This window comes from Reyranella sp. (genome assembly GCF_044224635.1).
GTDB lineage: Bacteria > Pseudomonadota > Alphaproteobacteria > Reyranellales > Reyranellaceae > Reyranella.
This window is the reverse complement of the sequence record NZ_JBGAKA010000007.1, coordinates 147,189-163,354: the sequence shown is the minus strand read 5'-3', so window position 1 is coordinate 163,354 and position 16,166 is coordinate 147,189. Positions and strand designations below refer to the sequence as shown.

16 protein-coding genes and 1 pseudogene are annotated in these 16,166 nt (G+C 65.9%); 6 read left to right on the top strand and 11 right to left on the bottom strand.

Annotated features, from left to right (window positions below):
• Nucleotides 1–190: 190 nt before the first annotated feature.
• The 4 genes and pseudogenes from ACILR9_RS09315 to ACILR9_RS09300 form a co-directional block, all read right to left on the bottom strand.
• Nucleotides 191–610, bottom strand: a complete 420-nt coding sequence (locus ACILR9_RS09315) for a hypothetical protein (RefSeq protein WP_395709632.1) — start codon at nucleotides 608–610, stop codon at nucleotides 191–193.
• A gap of 256 nt (nucleotides 611–866) precedes the next feature.
• The gene (locus ACILR9_RS09310; protein ID WP_395709631.1) at nucleotides 867–1,319 is read right to left on the bottom strand and encodes a GFA family protein; all 453 of its coding nucleotides are present in this window, start codon (nucleotides 1,317–1,319) and stop codon (nucleotides 867–869) included.
• A 541-nt stretch (nucleotides 1,320–1,860) separates the two neighbouring features.
• A pseudogene (locus ACILR9_RS09305) lies at nucleotides 1,861–2,425 on the bottom strand (ISAzo13-like element transposase-related protein).
• A gap of 444 nt (nucleotides 2,426–2,869) precedes the next feature.
• On the bottom strand, nucleotides 2,870–3,796 hold the full coding sequence (locus tag ACILR9_RS09300) for an SMP-30/gluconolactonase/LRE family protein (RefSeq protein WP_395709630.1): 927 nt from the start codon (nucleotides 3,794–3,796) through the stop codon (nucleotides 2,870–2,872).
• Nucleotides 3,797–4,051: 255 nt separating this feature from the next.
• Here ACILR9_RS09300 and ACILR9_RS09295 point away from each other — a divergent pair, with 255 nt between their 5' ends.
• Together ACILR9_RS09295 and ACILR9_RS09290 are read left to right on the top strand one after the other, a co-directional pair.
• Complete coding sequence (locus ACILR9_RS09295; protein ID WP_395709629.1) at nucleotides 4,052–5,059, top strand: DUF808 domain-containing protein; 1,008 nt, start codon at nucleotides 4,052–4,054, stop codon at nucleotides 5,057–5,059.
• Nucleotides 5,060–5,214: 155 nt separating this feature from the next.
• Nucleotides 5,215–6,561 (top strand): LLM class flavin-dependent oxidoreductase, encoded by a 1,347-nt coding sequence (locus ACILR9_RS09290; protein ID WP_395709628.1) that lies wholly within the window; start codon nucleotides 5,215–5,217, stop codon nucleotides 6,559–6,561.
• A 149-nt stretch (nucleotides 6,562–6,710) separates the two neighbouring features.
• On the opposite strand, the gene ACILR9_RS09285 is transcribed toward ACILR9_RS09290, so the two are convergent.
• Nucleotides 6,711–7,481, bottom strand: a complete 771-nt coding sequence (locus ACILR9_RS09285; RefSeq protein WP_395709627.1) for an SDR family NAD(P)-dependent oxidoreductase — start codon at nucleotides 7,479–7,481, stop codon at nucleotides 6,711–6,713.
• 87 nt (nucleotides 7,482–7,568) lie between these two features.
• Nucleotides 7,569–8,378 (bottom strand): HpcH/HpaI aldolase/citrate lyase family protein, encoded by an 810-nt coding sequence (locus ACILR9_RS09280; RefSeq protein WP_395709626.1) that lies wholly within the window; start codon nucleotides 8,376–8,378, stop codon nucleotides 7,569–7,571.
• A gap of 319 nt (nucleotides 8,379–8,697) precedes the next feature.
• On the opposite strand from ACILR9_RS09280, the gene ACILR9_RS09275 reads away from it, so the two are divergent.
• Nucleotides 8,698–9,300, top strand: a complete 603-nt coding sequence (locus ACILR9_RS09275) for a metallophosphoesterase family protein (RefSeq protein WP_395709625.1) — start codon at nucleotides 8,698–8,700, stop codon at nucleotides 9,298–9,300.
• 257 nt (nucleotides 9,301–9,557) lie between these two features.
• Here the strand turns inward: ACILR9_RS09275 and ACILR9_RS09270 are convergent, their stop codons facing one another.
• Together ACILR9_RS09270 and ACILR9_RS09265 are read right to left on the bottom strand one after the other, a co-directional pair.
• On the bottom strand, nucleotides 9,558–9,809 hold the full coding sequence (locus ACILR9_RS09270) for an AbrB/MazE/SpoVT family DNA-binding domain-containing protein (RefSeq protein ID WP_395709624.1): 252 nt from the start codon (nucleotides 9,807–9,809) through the stop codon (nucleotides 9,558–9,560).
• An 87-nt stretch (nucleotides 9,810–9,896) separates the two neighbouring features.
• Complete coding sequence (locus tag ACILR9_RS09265; protein WP_395709623.1) at nucleotides 9,897–10,832, bottom strand: LysR substrate-binding domain-containing protein; 936 nt, start codon at nucleotides 10,830–10,832, stop codon at nucleotides 9,897–9,899.
• Nucleotides 10,833–10,947: 115 nt separating this feature from the next.
• Between ACILR9_RS09265 and ACILR9_RS09260 the strand changes: the two genes are divergently transcribed.
• From ACILR9_RS09260 to ACILR9_RS09250, 3 genes are all read left to right on the top strand, one after another.
• A complete protein-coding gene (locus ACILR9_RS09260; protein WP_395709622.1) occupies nucleotides 10,948–11,817 on the top strand; it encodes a pirin family protein in 870 nt (289 codons plus the stop codon).
• A gap of 278 nt (nucleotides 11,818–12,095) precedes the next feature.
• The gene (gene hemP, locus ACILR9_RS09255) at nucleotides 12,096–12,320 is read left to right on the top strand and encodes a hemin uptake protein HemP (protein ID WP_395709621.1); all 225 of its coding nucleotides are present in this window, start codon (nucleotides 12,096–12,098) and stop codon (nucleotides 12,318–12,320) included.
• 380 nt (nucleotides 12,321–12,700) lie between these two features.
• Nucleotides 12,701–13,744, top strand: a complete 1,044-nt coding sequence (locus ACILR9_RS09250) for an LLM class flavin-dependent oxidoreductase (RefSeq protein WP_395709620.1) — start codon at nucleotides 12,701–12,703, stop codon at nucleotides 13,742–13,744.
• 33 nt (nucleotides 13,745–13,777) lie between these two features.
• Here the strand turns inward: ACILR9_RS09250 and ACILR9_RS09245 are convergent, their stop codons facing one another.
• From ACILR9_RS09245 to ACILR9_RS09235, 3 genes are read right to left on the bottom strand one after another with little or no spacing between them, the layout of a single operon-like run.
• Nucleotides 13,778–14,656: a transporter substrate-binding domain-containing protein gene (locus ACILR9_RS09245; RefSeq protein WP_395709619.1), complete on the bottom strand. Its 879-nt coding sequence runs from the start codon at nucleotides 14,654–14,656 to the stop codon at nucleotides 13,778–13,780.
• A 37-nt stretch (nucleotides 14,657–14,693) separates the two neighbouring features.
• Nucleotides 14,694–15,491 carry an amino acid ABC transporter ATP-binding protein gene (locus ACILR9_RS09240; RefSeq protein WP_395709688.1) on the bottom strand — a complete coding sequence of 266 codons (798 nt, stop codon included), beginning with the start codon at nucleotides 15,489–15,491 and terminating at the stop codon, nucleotides 14,694–14,696.
• The gene (locus ACILR9_RS09235) at nucleotides 15,484–16,164 is read right to left on the bottom strand and encodes an amino acid ABC transporter permease (RefSeq protein WP_395709618.1); all 681 of its coding nucleotides are present in this window, start codon (nucleotides 16,162–16,164) and stop codon (nucleotides 15,484–15,486) included. Before ACILR9_RS09235 ends, ACILR9_RS09240 begins: the two co-directional genes overlap by 8 nt.
• Between the last annotated feature and the right edge of the window lie 2 nt (nucleotides 16,165–16,166).

Below are 16,166 nucleotides of genomic sequence, written 5' to 3'. Positions count from 1 at the left end.
GGGGGACGGTCGTCAATCGCTTCGCATCGTCGGGCGGACGGCTGGGGGCGCAGCCCTGCGGGCGGCCAGTCCGGCACTCGCTTCCGTGAAGGCTGATCTACCTCGCCTGAAATGAGGATATTCTCGCCTTGCCCGGCGGAGGGGACTCAAGTGGGTAGTGATACAGCTTGGAGACTGCAGCCGGCGGCGGTCAGGATTTGGGCGTGTAGACACGCCGGCAAGAGCTATAGGAATAGGTCAGGTAGAATGGGCGGGGTCCGCTGCCCGGAGCGAGCGTTACGTAGAACTCTCGCTTCTTGCCGTCTTTGCCGACAAATCTTCCAGAACCATCAGGTTGCAACGCCTTCAAGTCGACAGTGAATGAATGGTTCGGAATTGGGCTTGTACTTGTAAAGGTGAGCGTGTTCCCCTTTATGTTGACCTGTCCGTCAGCCCGCCCGACCCATTCCGGCATGGGAATCGTACCGCCCCCGCAGTAGGGCGAAATGCCATCCTCCAGGGTGCCAACGGCAGCCCACGTTGCGTCTGTCGAGATGGAGGTGGCGGCGCTGGAGATGTGAGAAGCACCTGCCAGCCCGATCAATGCCGCAAGAAACAGTCCCAATCTCACTATCGCCTCCACTGGCTCTGTAGCCGTGGGCGCATATCAACCCATGGGTCTGGGTTCGTCAAAGCAAAGATCAGTCTGCGAAGCGGCTTCACCTCGTGGATGATAATCATTCCCGATATGCGGGAGCCGATCATGGGCGCCAACTTTGCCGGAAAGGCGCGTCAGGGGAACATGCCACTCCAGCGGTGCATTCTCACCAAGAGGGCGCCCATCGTTCGAGTACCCGCTTCGCGCAAGTGGATGGGCGAAAGCCGGCCTACTCCGGAGCCCTGTCGAGAATCGCCTGCAGCGTCTTCGCCCCGTGCGCGTCGGCCGGTGGCGCGTGGCCGGCGTCGGCTATGCGGCGGCGCTGCGCGTCCTCCCAGTGGCGGCCGTCGAAGAAGCGAGTGGGCTTCAGGCTGGGCCCGTCGATGTCGTCGAGGCAGCGCGCATTGACGATGACCCGGTGCGGTTGTGAGCGCGGGATGTAGAAAGGGTGCATGCCGCAATGGGAGCAGAACGTATGCTGCGCGACATCGGTGCCAAAAGTGTAGGACTTGAGCGCGCTCTTGCCGCGCAGCAGCTGGAAGGTGGCGAGGTCGGTGCCGAGGTGCAGCATGCCTTTCTTGGTGCAGACCGTGCAGCTGCAGTTGGACATCAGCTCGAGGTCGACCTCAGCGCGAATCCGCACCCGACCGCAATGGCATCCGCCTTCCCGTGTTTCCAGCATCTCGCTTCCTCCCCTTGACCGGACCATAGCCTAGCACACGCCGGCGGGTCGGAGCGCAGGCGATGCCGCTTGTCAGCGACTGCGACGGTCTATCGGGCCCGCACTCCGGGACGATCACCGGCGCGGCGGACTTACCATCTTGAGATTCATCAACTTCCTGGGGTCGGCGCTTAGGGACTGTCACGAAATAAGTGCTTCATTTCGCGGAGTCACTGGGAGGCCGCCGTGGGACGAAGGTGTAGTTCCATTCAGGATGAAAAGCGTCGTATCTGATCTTGAGATTTGCGATCTCGCAGTCGGAGACCTTGGCTTCCTGGATATTGGGAGCCGTCGATGGCAGAGGCGATGTTGGGGACCGGAGTGGTCTTGGTGGCGGCGATGAGCTGGACGATGACTTTCAGCCAGTGGTAAGGGCTTGCCCCTCCAGTTCTGGCTGATGCAGAGGAGCCGGAACGCTGATGCTCGATGCAGTTTAATTCCGCTGGCGTGCCGGGCGGGTAGTGACGATGAGATCGTCAGCGCACGGTCTGGTCGGCGAGCTTCAGCTCGACCTTCCATGCTCGACGCGCGCACCATTGTTGCCGCCGCAATCGGCGGTGATCAACAGGCGCGTGGCGGCGGGATAGCGCTTGCGACCCATGCACTGCCACCAGCGCCGGATGCTCGACGGCGAAGGCGGCGGTGTCGTGATCGACCCCGACACCGACCAGCTCTTCATTGGCGGCAATGTCGTAGACCCCATAGATGGCTCTGCCCTTGCCGGGAATGGACGTCGACGCGGACGCCTCGGGCCGGCCCCTTGCGCCGCAACTCGCGACCGTTGTTCTTGAAATCGCCGACCAGCTCTTTCTTCTGGTGTCGACCGAGATGGCCGGCTGTTTGCCACGTCGAAAGCGCTCGATGGCATCGTTGATGTACTTGAACTGCTCGTCGCGATCGGGATGCTGGCCGCCTTCACGGTCTTGGCGTTGGCTTGCAGGCTGAAGCCGAGGTCGTTGAGCAGGCGGCCGACCAGGCTGCGGCTGGCGCGGTATCCTGCTCGGCGAGCGCCGCCGACAGATGCCGGTGGCTGCGGCTGACCCACAGCAGGTCGGCCTGCGGATCACCGCGCGTGGCCGACGCCACCAGGGCGCAGCAAGGCTTTGCGTAAGCCAGGTTGTTCGACGCTTGCTGCTTTACGCCCACCGCCACTACGACGGATCCGGCCGTGAGGCCGATTTCACCGCTTCCTGTCGAGGTCCTTCAGGCCTCGTCCAATCGTGCTGCGTGCGATGCCAGTAAGCTGCGACACCAGGCGATGCCGCCCGCCCGGCGGCGCGCGCCTCACTCGCAGCAAACAACCGCAGTCCTCGCTCATCGAGATGGCCAGCCACGGCCTCGTAGCGCATACGAATGGCGTCAGCGTCGATCACGCCCTACAAGATATCGCATTGCTCGCCGACCTGACTTATTTTAGTTGATTCGTTAAATGCGTTGTTCAACCCGTTTCGATTCGATTATTTCGTGACAGGCCCTTACCCGGTTCTTGCATCATCCCCGCTGTCGCCAGGTCAGCCTCGTCCCGCCTCGGATCGCGGGCGATCTGGGCCCTGCGACGTGCCCGGCGTGGCGACCCGCAACCGATAGAGCGACGTCGATGCTGTCACGTAGAGGCTGCGCAGGTCATCGTCGCCGAAGCAGAAATTGGCGGTGTGCTCCGGCATCCGGATGACGCCGAGGCATGCCGCATCCGGCGCAAACACGTGAATGCCGCCCGGCCCGCAGCAATAGATGTTGCCGGCACTGTCGATCTTCATGCCATCGGGCGCGCCGGCCCCTTCGCCGGTGGTCTCCGCCCAGACCCGGCCGTTCGCCAAGGTGCCGTCGGCGCGGACGTCGAAGCGGCGGATGTGCTTGCGGTCGGTGTCGTTGACGTACAGCTGCTGCTCGTCACGCGAGAAGCAGAGCCCGTTCGGCTGGCCGAAATCGTCGACCAGCAGGGAGAGCGACCCGCCATCCGGCGCAACGCGATAGACACCGCGGAAATCGAGCGGCACAGGTCGTGGATTGCCATAGTACTTGTTGCGCCCGTAGGTCGGGTCGCTGAAGTAGATCGCGCCGTCGGATCTCACGACGACGTCATTGGGGCTGTTGAGCTCCTTGTCGGCGTGATGGCTCGCCAGCACCGTGATGTCGCCGTTGGCCTCCGTCCGCGTGAGCCGACTCGTCGCGTGCTCGCAGACGATCAGGCGGCCCTCGCGATCCCAGGCGAGCCCGTTCGACTGGGCGCAGGGCTGGCGGAAGGTCGTGACGCCGTCCCGGGCGCTCCAGCGGCGCAGGTGATCGCCCGGCATGTCGCTGAACAGCAGGTAGCGGCCCGCGGCGTGCCACAACGGCCCCTCGGTGAACTGAAACCCCGTGGCGAGCTTCTCGAGGGCCACCGTCTCGCCGACGACCGACGCAAAGCGTGGATCGCGGATCTCGACCGTGTCGCTCATGACGCTGCCCGCGTCCCGGACGCGCGGTCTCTGCCTTTGTCGAGCATGTCGTCCCTCCCTGGTCGAGCAGTCTATTGCCGGCTGCGCCGCTGTCCAATCGGCTCATGGCTGGGAGCGCGGTCCGGCACGTCATTCAGGGGTCAACGATGGCCGCCAGCACCGTATAGTGTCGCCCACAGGCGCCTTTTTGGGGGGTGAGTGCCTCGGCAGTCCTTCTCCGTCGGCAATCTCGCCGGCGACTCGCGTGGTGGTGACATGAGCGTTGGTCTGGTGGCCCTTTTCGACGATATCGCGACGCTGGCCAAAGCGGCCGCCGCGTCGATCGACGACGTCGCAGGCCAGGCGGCCAAGGCCGGCACCAAGGCGGCCGGCGTCGTCATCGACGACACGGCCGTCACGCCGCGCTATCTCACCGACTTCAGCCCGTCGCGCGAGCTGCCGATCATCGGCCGGATCGCGCTGGGGTCGCTCAAGAACAAGCTGCTGATCCTGCTGCCCGCAGCGCTGGCGCTGAGCTTCCTGCTGCCCCAGGCGATAACGCCGCTGCTGATGCTGGGCGGGGCCTACCTCTGCTACGAAGGCGCCGAGAAGGTCTACGAAGCCCTGCTCCCGCACGACGCGCACGCCCACGAAGCCGACCTCGAAGCCGTGGCGCTCGACGCCAGGACCTTCGAGGACGAGAAGATCGCCAGCGCAATCAAGACCGATTTCATCCTCTCGGCCGAGATCATGGCAATCACGCTGGCCGCGGTCCCCGGCGGCGGCATCGTCAACCAGGCGATCATCCTCGCCCTCGTCGGCATCGGCATCACGGCGGGGGTCTATGGCGTCGTCGCCCTGATCGTCAAAGCCGACGATCTCGGCCTGGCGCTGGCGCGCCTGTCGCCCGCTTCGGCGGCAGCCGCGCCGCTGCGGATGATCGGCCGCGCCATCGTGTACGCCATGCCCCATCTGCTCGGCGTTTTATCGACCATCGGCACCGCCGCGATGATCTGGGTCGGCGGCGGCATCATTCTGCACGGTTTCGAGGAATACGGCCTGGGCTGGCCCGCCCATGCGCTTCACGACGCGGGTGCCGCCGTCGCCCACGCGGTTCCTTTTGCGCCGGCACTGATCGCCTGGCTGGTAGAAGCCACCGGCGCCGGCGTCGCCGGCTTCGCCATCGGCCTGCTGGCCATTCCGCTCGCCGGCCGGGTGATCTCGCCGCTCTGGCGGGAGGTCAAGTCGCTCACCCGCCGGATCGCGTTGCGCAACAGGACCTGACGAAGACGGGCGAACGCGACGCAGCGCGTGGCGAGCGGGAGGGCAGCAATGGTATCAGGCCGACAACAATGCTGTCATCGCACGCCAAGGTCCCGCGCTGCCCTCGGCGATGGCATATCATCGTGGTCACGGGCTCTCGGGAAGGAGACGGAGCGATGACGGCACGCAAGATGCGGCTCGGCCTGTCGATACGCGGCCATGGCTATCACCCGGCCGCCTGGCGCCATCCCGACGTGCCGGCCGACGGCACGCTGCACGTCGAGCACTACGTACGCAGCGCCCACACGGCAGAGCGCGGCAAGCTCGACATGATCTTCTTTGCCGACGGCGCCGGCATTCGCCAGGGCGACACGCCGCCCGGCTCGCTGGCCCGCACCGGCCGGGACATGGTCGAGCTCGAACCGATGACCTTGCTGCCGGCCCTGGCCATGGTGACGCGGCGCGTCGGCCTGGTGACGACGGCCTCCACGACCTACAACGAGCCCTACAATCTCGCGCGCAAGTTCGCCACGCTCGACCTGATCAGCAAGGGCCGCGCCGGTTGGAACGTGGTTGCCTCCTGGTCGGAGCTCGAGGCGCAGAATTTCGGGCTGGAAACAACGCTCGACTACGACACGCGGTACGCCCGCTCGGCCGAGTTCGTCGAGGTGGTCAAGGGATTGTGGGACAGCTGGGACGACGGCGCGCTGGTGTTCGACAAGGCGGGCGGCCGCTACTTCGACGAAGCAAAGATGCACGTGCTCAATCACCACGGGCGGTTCTTCAAGGTGCGCGGACCCTTGAATGTCGCTTGCATGCCGCAGGGCCATCCGGTGATCGTGCAGGCCGGCGCCTCGGAACAGGGCCGGGAGCTCGGCGCCGCGACCGCCGAGGTCATCTACGCGGTCTCCGGCTCGCTCGAGGGCGCGCGCGCCTACTACGCCGACGTCAAGGGGCGGATGGCGAAGTACGGCCGTGAGCCCGATGATCTGAAGATCATGCCGGCGCTCTGTCCAGTCGTCGCCCGCACGCGCGCCGAAGCCCAGGCCAAGTACGACGCCCTGCAGGCCCTGTTCGACCCGCTGGCCGGCCTGGGCGCGCTCTACAGCGCGTTCGGCGACCTCTCCGCCCATGCGCTGGACGAGCCCGTACCCGACGATGCGCTGGGCCCGCAGGAACTGCGCAGCCTCAGCACCCAGTTCGTCGAGCGGATGAGACGCGAGAAGCCCACGATCCGCGAGCTCTATCTTCGATCAGGCATCACCGGCTCGGCGCACATCGGCACGCCTGCCGACATCGCCGATACCATGCAGGAATGGTTCGAGACGTCGGCCTGCGATGGCTTCAACGTCACACCGGCCACCCTGCCCTGCGGGGCTGAGGATTTCGTCTCCATGGTCGTCCCCGAGCTGCAGCGCCGCGGCCTGTTCCGCACCGAGTACGAAGGCACGACCTTGCGCGAAAACCTTGGCCTGCGACCGGTGACGAGCCGCTACAGCCGGAATCGCCGAGCCGCGAGGTGAGAGCGAGCTCGATGAAGCGCCACGGTTCATCGTGATCGACCACCTCGGCCTGCTGCAACCCATGCGCCCGCCGGTGCCCGCCGATGTCTGGACCGGCCTGCCGAAGCGACCAAACGCCTCGCTTCGCTCAGATTGACAGGCTTGTGCGCCTACTGCGCCGTCATGCCGCCATCGATCACCAGTTCCGAGCCGGTGATCCACGACGATTCGTCCGACGCCAGGAACAGCACGCCGTTGGCGATATCCTCGGCGGTGCCAAGCCGTCCCATCGGCGTGCGATCGATCAATGCCTGGCGCACCGCGGGATCGCTGAAGCGCTTGTCGGTCAGCGGCGTGTCGGCATAGCCCGGATGCACCGAATTGATGCGGATATTCTCCCTGGCATATTGCAGCGCGGCCGACTTGGTGAAGATCGTGATGGCGCCCTTGGCGGCCGAATAGGCCGGCGAGGTCGGGCTGCCGACGATCCCCATGACCGAGGACGTGTTGATGATCGACCCGCCGCCGCCTTTGCGCATCGCCGGGATCGCCGTGCGGGCGCCCAGGAAGACTCCCTTGGCATGAACCCCGAGCTCGCGTTCCCAGATCTCCACCGTGATGTCCTCGACCTTGCCGGGAAAGGCGACGCCGGCGTTGTTGAACAGGATGTCGAGCCGGCCGTGCGCCGCCATCACCGCGTCCACCACCCGGGTCCAGTTCTGCTCCGACGTCACGTCGAGATGCAGGTAGCGCGCGTCGTGCCCGTCGGCACGCAGCGAAGCCGCCGCACGCTCGCCCAGCTCGTCGCGAATATCGGTCAGCACCACCTTGGCGCCCTCGCGCACGAACAAATGCGCCGCCGCTCCGCCGAAGCCCATCAGCTCGCCCTTGATTGCCGCCGCCGCCCCGGTCAGCAGCGCCACCTTGCCCCGCAATCGCATCGTGTCTCTCCCGATCCACCGCAAAACCTCAGCCTGAGGTCATTCTCAAAGGCGCTTCAAGTCAAGACGGCGCCCCGAGACCCCGCCTCACGGCGTCGGAACACCGATCGATTTCAGCCGCGCATGGGCGCGGGCGGCGCGCGCCTTCAGGCCGTCGAGCAAGGTGCTGACGTCGTTGCCTGGCAGGTTCAGCACCTTGCAGCCGAGCCGCCAGTACTCCTCGATCTGCTCCTCGGTTTCCGCCGACCCTCGGGCCAGCTTGCCCTGCGCGTTGCAGGCCTCGGCGATCCGCCGCACGGCCGCCTTGAATGTCGGATGCTCGAGCTGGAGATGAACACCCAGGCGCGCGCTGAGATCCGAATGGCCATAGGCGACCATGTCGATGCCCTCGACGGCCGCGATCGCCTCGACGTTCCCCAGGCCCTCGAGTGACTCGATCGAGACGCAGACGATGATGTTGGCATTGGCCCACGGCGCATACTCCGACGCGTGACGGGCGCCATGGCTCCTGTAACCGGTGTGCATCCCCTGCCCCGAGATACCGCGATTGCCAAGAGGCGGATACTTCGCCTCGCGCACGAGTTCGCGCGCCTCCTCGGCGCTGTCGACGTCCGAGACCTGGATGCCCATGATCCCCTGGTCGAGGATGGCGGGGATCAGATGGGTGAACGATTTGTGGATCCGCACGATTGCCGAGACGTCGGTGGCTTGGAACCAGCCGGCAAGATCGGCGATCGACTCGAGGTCGAAGGCGCCATGCTCGTGATCGATCATGCAATAGTCGAAGCCGGAGGCTTCGATGATCCACGGCACCCCGCGCGAGGCGAACTCCTTGAGCCCGGTCCCAAGTGCTGCCCGCCCCTCGCGCACCGCCCGCCTGATGCTGTTTTCTTTCATGGCCCGTACGAGCTCCCCTCTTGAAGCAAGGCTGGCATGATAGCAGCTGCCGCCGTACGGCAGGCGGCCGAATGCCCCGGAACGCTCGCGGGCGCAGGAGCGTCGCCTCACTTGCAGCGAGGGTTCTGCATATTGGACCATGATGAGTGGGTCATGCGGTCGCCATTGCTTGGCATCCACACCCTGTCCGGCTGTTCCGGCCGGCCGGGGTGTGCTCTAAGACCAGAGCCGGACGGCGCGCGCCCGCAGGCCATTGTGCCCCGGCAGCTGCGGTGAACCAACGATCGCGACGGCACGCCAACCGAACCAGAGGCCATCGTTGAAGCTCGGTATTGTTTCCGACCTGCACTGCAACATCGATGGTCTCGATCGAGCCCTCGAGACGATGGGCTCGATCGATGCGCTGCTGTGCCTCGGCGACAGCATCTTCGAGTACAGCTTCTCCAACGCCGTGATCGGCCGGCTGCGCGAGCTCGACGCGCTCACCATCCTGGGCAATCACGAGGAGATCTTCCTCGCGCCGGAAGGCGAGCGGGCGCGTGCCCGCGCGGACATCGACCGCCCCCTGCTCGATTGGCTCGCCGGGCAGCCGCATCGGCGCGCGCTGCAAATCGGCGGCAAGCGCATCCTGATGGTGCACTCGACGCCCTGGGAGCCGCGCGGCAGCTATGTAATTCCCACCAGCTCCCAGCTGCAGCGCTTCGGCGAGGCCGATGCCGACATCGTGCTCTACGGCCACACCCACCAGCAGGTCGTTCGTCGCGTCGGCCGGGTGCTGGTGGTCAATCCCGGCTCGGCCGGCGATGCCCGCGACCCGCGCAACGGCCGGCAGCTGAGCTGCGCCGTGCTCGACACCGCGTCGGAGGAGGTCGTCGTGCACGACTTCCCGACACGGCCGAGCGTATCTCTCCTGTCATCCTGAGCGCAGCGCCTGTCCTGAGCGAAGCCAAAGGAAACGATCTCATGCCAGAAGTTCCAGAGTACGCTTGCAGCAAGCGGCGGTGAGATCCTTCGCTGCGCGACGCCGCGTCCAGCGAGCGCGCCCGCAGGTCCGAAGATCCAGAACCTGGCTTGTCGGTGAGAGAAGGATCGCCGCGCTGCGGAGTCGGACGACGTGGCCGTCCTCGGGCCAGTCCACTGCCTGCACGTTGGAATCGACAAGGATCATGGCTCGACGGTTCAGCCTTCATCGGCGGAAGGGCCGCGCATCAACGCAACGATTTCATCGGTCGTCATCTTGAAGTCGCCGCGCCCGCGGAGGCTGTCCACCAGCTTCTGCCCCCGGGTCCGACGGCGGCCACCTGCCCGCGCCTTAACACGGCGCACGACGCCGCCCTCGATCTCGAACTCGACATCCGTTCCTGGCATGAGCCCCGCGCGCTCTCGCACGTCCTGGGGGATGGTGACTTGGCCCTTGGCGGTAATTCGCATGGGTGCGCCTTTCTTACCGCAGTCGGTAAGAACAGCGCTTGCGCGCTTGGAATTCAGTGCACGCCAGTCCTTCTGGACCGCCGCACATCATCCTGGTCCTTCATGCTTGCCCAGCGTATCCGCCGCCAGTCGCCTTTGGGCCGCACATTCCCGTGCCAGAAAATCCAGCAAGCCTCGCACCGAAGGCAGAAGGCCGCGCCGTGACGGGAAGACGGCGTGGACGATGCCGGCGCGCGGCCGCCAGTCGGGCAGCACATGGAGGAGCCGGCCGGCCTCGATGTCCTGCCAGATCATGATCGTCGGCAATTGCACGACCCCCACGCCGGCGATCGCCGCCTGGCGCAGCGCAGCCATGTCGTCGGTTGCAAGCCGGGGATGATGGGGCACGGCCGCCGTCTGGCCTTCCACGCTCTCCAGCTGCCATTGATGGTCGCGGCGCGGCGGGCCGAGATCGAGGCTCGCCAGGCCAACCAGGTCGGCGGGCGATCTCAGGGCCGCATTGACCAGCGCTGGACTGGCCACCAGGCACTGCGTGCTCTCATCGAGCCGGCGCATCACGAGGTCCGTGGGCTCGAGCGGCGGGAACCGCACGCGGATCGCGACGTCGAACCCCTCGGCGATCACGTCGACGCGGCGGTTGGTGCTTTCGAGATGGATCTCGACGGCAGGGTTCTCGACCATGAAGCGCGCGATCAGCGCCCCGAACTGGGAAGAGACCAGCGCGACCGGACAGCTCAGCTTGATCACGCCCCGCGGCTCGGCGCGTGTCTCGGCGATCACCTGCTCCGCCGCTTCCGCCTCGACCAGCATGGCGACGCACCGGTCGTGGAATTCGCGCCCGATCTCGGTCACCGAGAAGCGGCGCGAGGAGCGGTTGAGCAGCCGCACGCCCAGCCGCTCCTCGAGCCGCAGGATGCGCCGGCTGAGCTTCGACTTCTGGATGCCGAGGGCGCGCGCGGCGGCAGCAAAGCCGCCATAGTCGACGACCTGGGCGAAATAGTAGAGGTCGTTGAGGTCCTGCATCGTCCCACTAATAGGACGCTGCGTCGATCAAGGCAATCTTTCCCGCTGGTCGTCCCAACCCCATCTACCGTCTGACAGGCTGGCATTGAATCGGCCAGTCGATTTGGAGGACACCATGAGCAAGAAGGTCGTCGGCCGCTACGGCAACAACCGCGGCCACTGGGTGGGCGACGGTTTCCCGGTGCGCTCGCTCTTCTCCTACAACACGCTGGGCGAGCACATCAGCCCGTTCCTGCTGCTCGACTATGCGGGGCCGCACTACTTCGAGCCAACCAAGGCCCGGCGCGGTGTCGGCCAGCACCCCCATCGCGGGTTCGAGACTGTGACCCTCGTCTATGACGGCGAGGTCGAGCATCGCGATTCTGCCGGCCATGGTGGCATCATCGGGCCGGGTGACGTCCAGTGGATGACCGCGGCCGGCGGCATCCTGCACGAGGAGTATCACTCGCCGGCCTTCGCCAAGACCGGCGGGCCGTTCCGGATGGTGCAGCTCTGGGTCAACCTGCCGGCCAAGCACAAGATGGCACCCGGCGGCTACCAGGCGATCGTCTCCGCGGACATCCCGGTGGTGGAGTTGCCGGGCGGCGCGGGCAAGGCGCGTATCATCGCCGGCGAGCTGCTGGGGGCGAAGGGACCGGCGCGGACCTTCACGCCGATCAATGTCTGGGATGTTCGGCTCAATCGGGACGCCGACCTGACGCTCGACCTCCCGGCAAGCCACACAGCCATGCTGGTGGTGCTGGGCGGCCACGTGACCGTGAACGGGTCTCAGGAGGCCGACGAGGCCGAGATGGTGCTGCTCGGCCGCGAGGGCCGTGATGTGGCGATCCACGCCGACGGCGATGCGACGCTGCTGGTGCTCACCGGCGAGCCGATCGACGAGCCGATCGTGGGTTACGGGCCGTTCGTCATGAGCAGCGAAGCCGAGATCCGGCAGGCGATCGATGACTTCAACGCGGGCAGATTCGCGAAAGTCGCTGCCTGACGCGGTGGACCCGGTTTCCGAGAAGAAGCCGGGTTCATCACCTCAGAATACTCACCATTGGCCGCGCAGCAAGCCACGGCCGATCCGCTCGACCCTACATCGGGCCCCTTACTTCCTCGTCCCGCAAGCCGAGCTGACCGATCAGGGCAACGATACGATCTATCGCGAGACTGCGCATTGAATGGTCGAGAATCGCTCCCTGCGCACGGCTGATGGCGTCTTCGGCCCTGGTTTGGCGGACGCTCGAAAGTCCCGCTGGTTGACGGCCAATCCAGTATATGCAATTAAGAACTAGTCGCATTACATGGAGTCAAGCCATGAACGCCTTGGGACACGCCGCCAAAGCAGACGCACCTCTCTCTTCCACGCGCGACGCGCCGACTATCCCGTCGATCGAGAGCATCGATCTCCTCCAAGGAGGTCGCGAGCTTCTCATCCGACACGGCAGCAGCATCTACCGTCTCCGGGTGACCGCCTCGGAGAAATTGATCCTCACCAAGTAGGGCGCGTTCGATGGAGCCGGCCATGCCGTGGGGCGCGAGCGTTGCGGGACCTACAGAAAGCCGCCGATCTGCTCGGCGCGGTAAGGCGCACCGTGCATCGCTGGCAGGTCGAGGGGAGGATGCCGCCGCGCGTTTCCAACGGCCGTCGCCCCCGTACCGGCCTGTCGACATTCTCGCCGTGGCGGACGCGGCTTGCCGCGACCCAACATGCCTGCGATTCGCGACCGGACGGGCCTTCATCAACGATCCAGCCAACGGGCTCAGCACCATGACGCTGCCGTTCACGGGCGGCCTCGAATTGTCGATGCACAACGCCAAGAGCCAAGGCGCTGGACAGATGAGGCAACCAGGAAAGTAAGTGATCGCGGAGCAAGACAGCCATGGTGAGCTTTGGCCTGTTCCTCAATTGCGGCGCGCAGCTCGGCCGGTCCGATGACGAGGTCTTCGAGCTCGTTCTCAAGGAAGCGCGCCTTGCCGAGCAGCTCGGTTACCATGATGTCTGGGTCACCGAGCATCATTTCATTCCGTTCGGCATCAATCCCTCGGCGCTGACACTGGCCGCATTCCTCCTCGGCCAGACCTGCCGCCTGCGGGTGGGGACCGCCGTCACGCTGGCGCCCCTCTACCATCCGCTGCAGCTGGCCGAGCAGGCCGCCCTTCTCGACCAGTGCAGCGGTGGGCGGTTCGACTTCGGGATTGGCCGCGGCGGCTACCTCGCCGAGTTCGAGGCCTTCGGGATCGACCCGGAGCGCTGGACCGACGAAGTGGAATGCACGGCTTCGGTTCTTCTCGATGCTTGGCGCAGTAAAGAAGTCTCCGCCCGGAATCGATGGGCGACGTTCGGGCCGGTAAGCGTCAATCCGCGGCCGCGGACCAGCCCGCATCCTCCTCTGTTTCTCGCCAGCACGACGCCGTCCACAGTGGCGTTCGCCGCCGCCAACGGGCTGCCGCTGCTGCATTACTGGGGCACGCCTCTGGAGGCGCGTATGGCCACCGAACGCCTCTACGCCGAAGCGGCGAGCGCGCCGACAGACCATATCCACGCGCTCGTGGTCGTCGTCGCCGATGACGAGGCCTCGCGGGCCGCGCTCGCCGAAAAGCTGAAGCAGTCGTTTCGGAACGGCGACTGGCCGCATGTCCCGCAGGCCAGGAACCGCCACGTCGGCCCGGACGGCCAACCGATCGCCCGCGACAAGCTCGCCGAGGTCATCGCGCAACAGGCCCTCGTGGGGCCGCCCGACCGCATCTACAAGGCCCTGCAGGAGATCCATGCGAACTTTGGCGTCCAGCGCTTCGTTCTGTTCATGGAAGCCATCACCGACCGCAAGAGCATCCTGTCGTCGATCGAGCGCTTCGGCCGGGAGGTCATGCCGCGCTTCGCCTCCGGCTCTTCGGTCAGGCCTCAGGCCGCAAGGCTGGCATGACGATGGTACGCTACCTCCCGTGCCGCTCAAGAGCTAGCGAATTACCACAGGTTGAAGCTTGCTTATGTCGACACCGCGAAATGCGTACGCTTCATTCAAAGCGTTCTGAACGAAGCCGGAATTGGCCAGGTACGCAAACGACGTCGTCAGGAAGTTGCGCCAGCGCGGATCGAGTTCCTGGCGGATGGACGCCGTCGCCGGGAAGAGTGCCGGCGGATTCGGCATGGCGACGATCGAGTTCGGCAAGCGCGCACTGGCGAGCGTCATGCCCGTCAACGAGGAGGAGATTGCCCCCACGCGGCCAGCCTGGAACGCCGCGATCATCTCGGGAATGTTCTGGAAGCGCTCGAGCTTGGCGCCGGGGGCGCGGCGCATGATCTCCGTTTCCATGGTCGTGCCGACCGGCACGCCGATCTGCAGCTTGGCGTCGTCGATCGCTTTCCACGTGTCGATAGCCGTGCCCGACTTGGCCAGGATCGCCGTGCCGTACCACAGCAGCGCCTGCGGCACGAAATCGACGACGGCAGCGCGCTTGGGCGTGCCGTCCAGGGCGAAGATCAGGTCGAACTGGTTGGCCTGCAGGCCGGCGACGCCATTGCCGTAGGTGGTGTCGACCATCTCGAGCTTGACGTCGAGCGCGTCGGCCAGCTGCTTGCAGACGTTGACGGCCAGGCCGCGCCACAGCACGTCGCCGACCTTCACCGAGCCGGGCTTGTCGCTGTTGGTGACGTCCTTCCAGAGGAAGGGCTCGGAGATCGGCGCCGCCATGCGCAGCGTCTTGGTTTCCTGGATGCGCTCCCAGGTCGATTTTCCGGCCTGTGCCTGGGCCGTGCGCGAGGTGGCCACCAGGCCCGCTCCCACCGCGGCCAGGGCGGCCGCCATTCCCATTCCCCGTCTCGTCATATCGCTCATCGCCGATCTCCTCTTCCCATTTAAAAACGGAACGCGGTCAAAGCTTGGGCTCGGGCATACGGAACGTCGTATGGCCGCGCAGGAAGTCCTTGGTGCGGGCTTTCTCGGGATTGGCCAGCACCTTCTCGGGTGGCCCCTCCTCGTGGATCGTCCCGTCGTGCAGGAAGGCGACGCGATGCGCCACGTTGTAGGCGAAGCCCAGCTCGTGCGTGACGACGAGCATCGTGGTGCCGTCCTGCGCCAGCTGGCGCATGGCCAGCAACACTTCGCCCACCAGCTCGGGATCGAGCGCCGACGTGGCCTCGTCGAACAGCATGATGGCCGGTTCCATGGCCAGCGCTCTCGCGATGGCAACACGCTGCTGCTGGCCGCCGGAGAGCTGGCCGGGATAGCTCTTGGCCTTGTCGAGGATGCCGACCCTACGCAGGTGCAGCGCCGCGAGGTCGCGCGCCTCGGCCCTCGACCGGCCGCGGATCTTGATCGGCGCGATCATCACGTTCTCTTCCGCCGTCATGTGCGGGAAGAGATTGAACTGCTGGAACACCATGCCGACATGGGCCCGGACCGCGCAGAGCTCGGACTCGCGATAGGTCATCACCGGCTTGCCGGCACGGTCGCGGCCTTCCCGTCCGACGAGCTTGCCTTCGAGATACACCCGACCGCTGGTCGGATAGCCCAGGAAGTTCACGCAGCGCAGCAGCGTGCTCTTACCCGACCCCGAGGCGCCGATCAGGCAGACCGTCTCGCCGCGCCGCACCGTGAGGTCGATGCCCTTCAGCACCGGAACGGTGCCGTACGACTTGGTAAGCCCTTCGAGGCGCAGGACCTCAATCACGATGCTGCCCTGCACGGTTGGCCATCCGCCGCTCGAGCCAGATGAAGAAGTAGCTGACGGGCAGCAGGACGGCGGTGAACATCAAGGTGACGGCGGTGAAGGTCTCGAGAGGCCGCATCTGGTCCTCCGCGATGGTCTTCGCCGTGTAGAGCAGCTCGCCGAAGGCGATGGTCGAGGCCAGCGTCGTGGCCTTGGCCAGCTCGATCGCGCGGTTGCCGAAGGCCGGGATCATCCGCATCAAGGCCTGCGGCAGGATGACGTAGCGCATCTGGTCGCGATAGCCGAAGCCCAGTGCCCGCGCCGCCTCCCACTGTCCGTTCTCGATCGAGACGATGCCGGCGCGATAGATCTCCGCGGAGTAGGCGCCGGTGTAGATCGCCAGCGAGACGGACGCCGCCACCCAGGCCGAGCTCTGCATGCCGGTCAGGATCGGCAGGGCGAAGTAGAACCAGATCAGCTGCACCATGCCCGGCGTGTTGCGGATCGTCTCGACATAGAAGGTGCCGATGGTGCGCAGCGTGCGCGATGGCGCGGTACGGAAGATGCCCATGACGAGGCCGATCAGCAACCCGCAGGAAAGAGCCACCAGCCAGAGCTTCGCCGTGTTGGCCAGGCCCTGCAGCAGCAGCGGCCGCATCTGCCACAGGAAGTCGAAGTTCCATTGGTAGGTCATCG

Excerpts from the sequence above, each read along its gene's own strand:
- ACILR9_RS09310 (WP_395709631.1), bottom strand. The coding sequence starts at position 1,319 with ATGCTGGAAACACGGGAAGGCGGATGCCATTGCGGTCGGGTGCGGATT.
- ACILR9_RS09300 (WP_395709630.1), bottom strand. The coding sequence starts at position 3,796 with ATGAGCGACACGGTCGAGATCCGCGATCCACGCTTTGCGTCGGTCGTC.
- ACILR9_RS09295 (WP_395709629.1), top strand. The coding sequence starts at position 4,052 with ATGAGCGTTGGTCTGGTGGCCCTTTTCGACGATATCGCGACGCTGGCC.
- ACILR9_RS09290 (WP_395709628.1), top strand. The coding sequence starts at position 5,215 with ATGACGGCACGCAAGATGCGGCTCGGCCTGTCGATACGCGGCCATGGC.
- ACILR9_RS09285 (WP_395709627.1), bottom strand. The coding sequence starts at position 7,481 with ATGCGATTGCGGGGCAAGGTGGCGCTGCTGACCGGGGCGGCGGCGGCA.
- ACILR9_RS09280 (WP_395709626.1), bottom strand. The coding sequence starts at position 8,378 with ATGAAAGAAAACAGCATCAGGCGGGCGGTGCGCGAGGGGCGGGCAGCA.
- ACILR9_RS09270 (WP_395709624.1), bottom strand. The coding sequence starts at position 9,809 with ATGCGAATTACCGCCAAGGGCCAAGTCACCATCCCCCAGGACGTGCGA.
- ACILR9_RS09265 (WP_395709623.1), bottom strand. The coding sequence starts at position 10,832 with ATGCAGGACCTCAACGACCTCTACTATTTCGCCCAGGTCGTCGACTAT.
- ACILR9_RS09260 (WP_395709622.1), top strand. The coding sequence starts at position 10,948 with ATGAGCAAGAAGGTCGTCGGCCGCTACGGCAACAACCGCGGCCACTGG.
- hemP (WP_395709621.1), top strand. The coding sequence starts at position 12,096 with ATGCAATTAAGAACTAGTCGCATTACATGGAGTCAAGCCATGAACGCC.
- ACILR9_RS09250 (WP_395709620.1), top strand. The coding sequence starts at position 12,701 with ATGGTGAGCTTTGGCCTGTTCCTCAATTGCGGCGCGCAGCTCGGCCGG.
- ACILR9_RS09245 (WP_395709619.1), bottom strand. The coding sequence starts at position 14,656 with ATGAGCGATATGACGAGACGGGGAATGGGAATGGCGGCCGCCCTGGCC.
- ACILR9_RS09235 (WP_395709618.1), bottom strand. The coding sequence starts at position 16,164 with ATGACCTACCAATGGAACTTCGACTTCCTGTGGCAGATGCGGCCGCTG.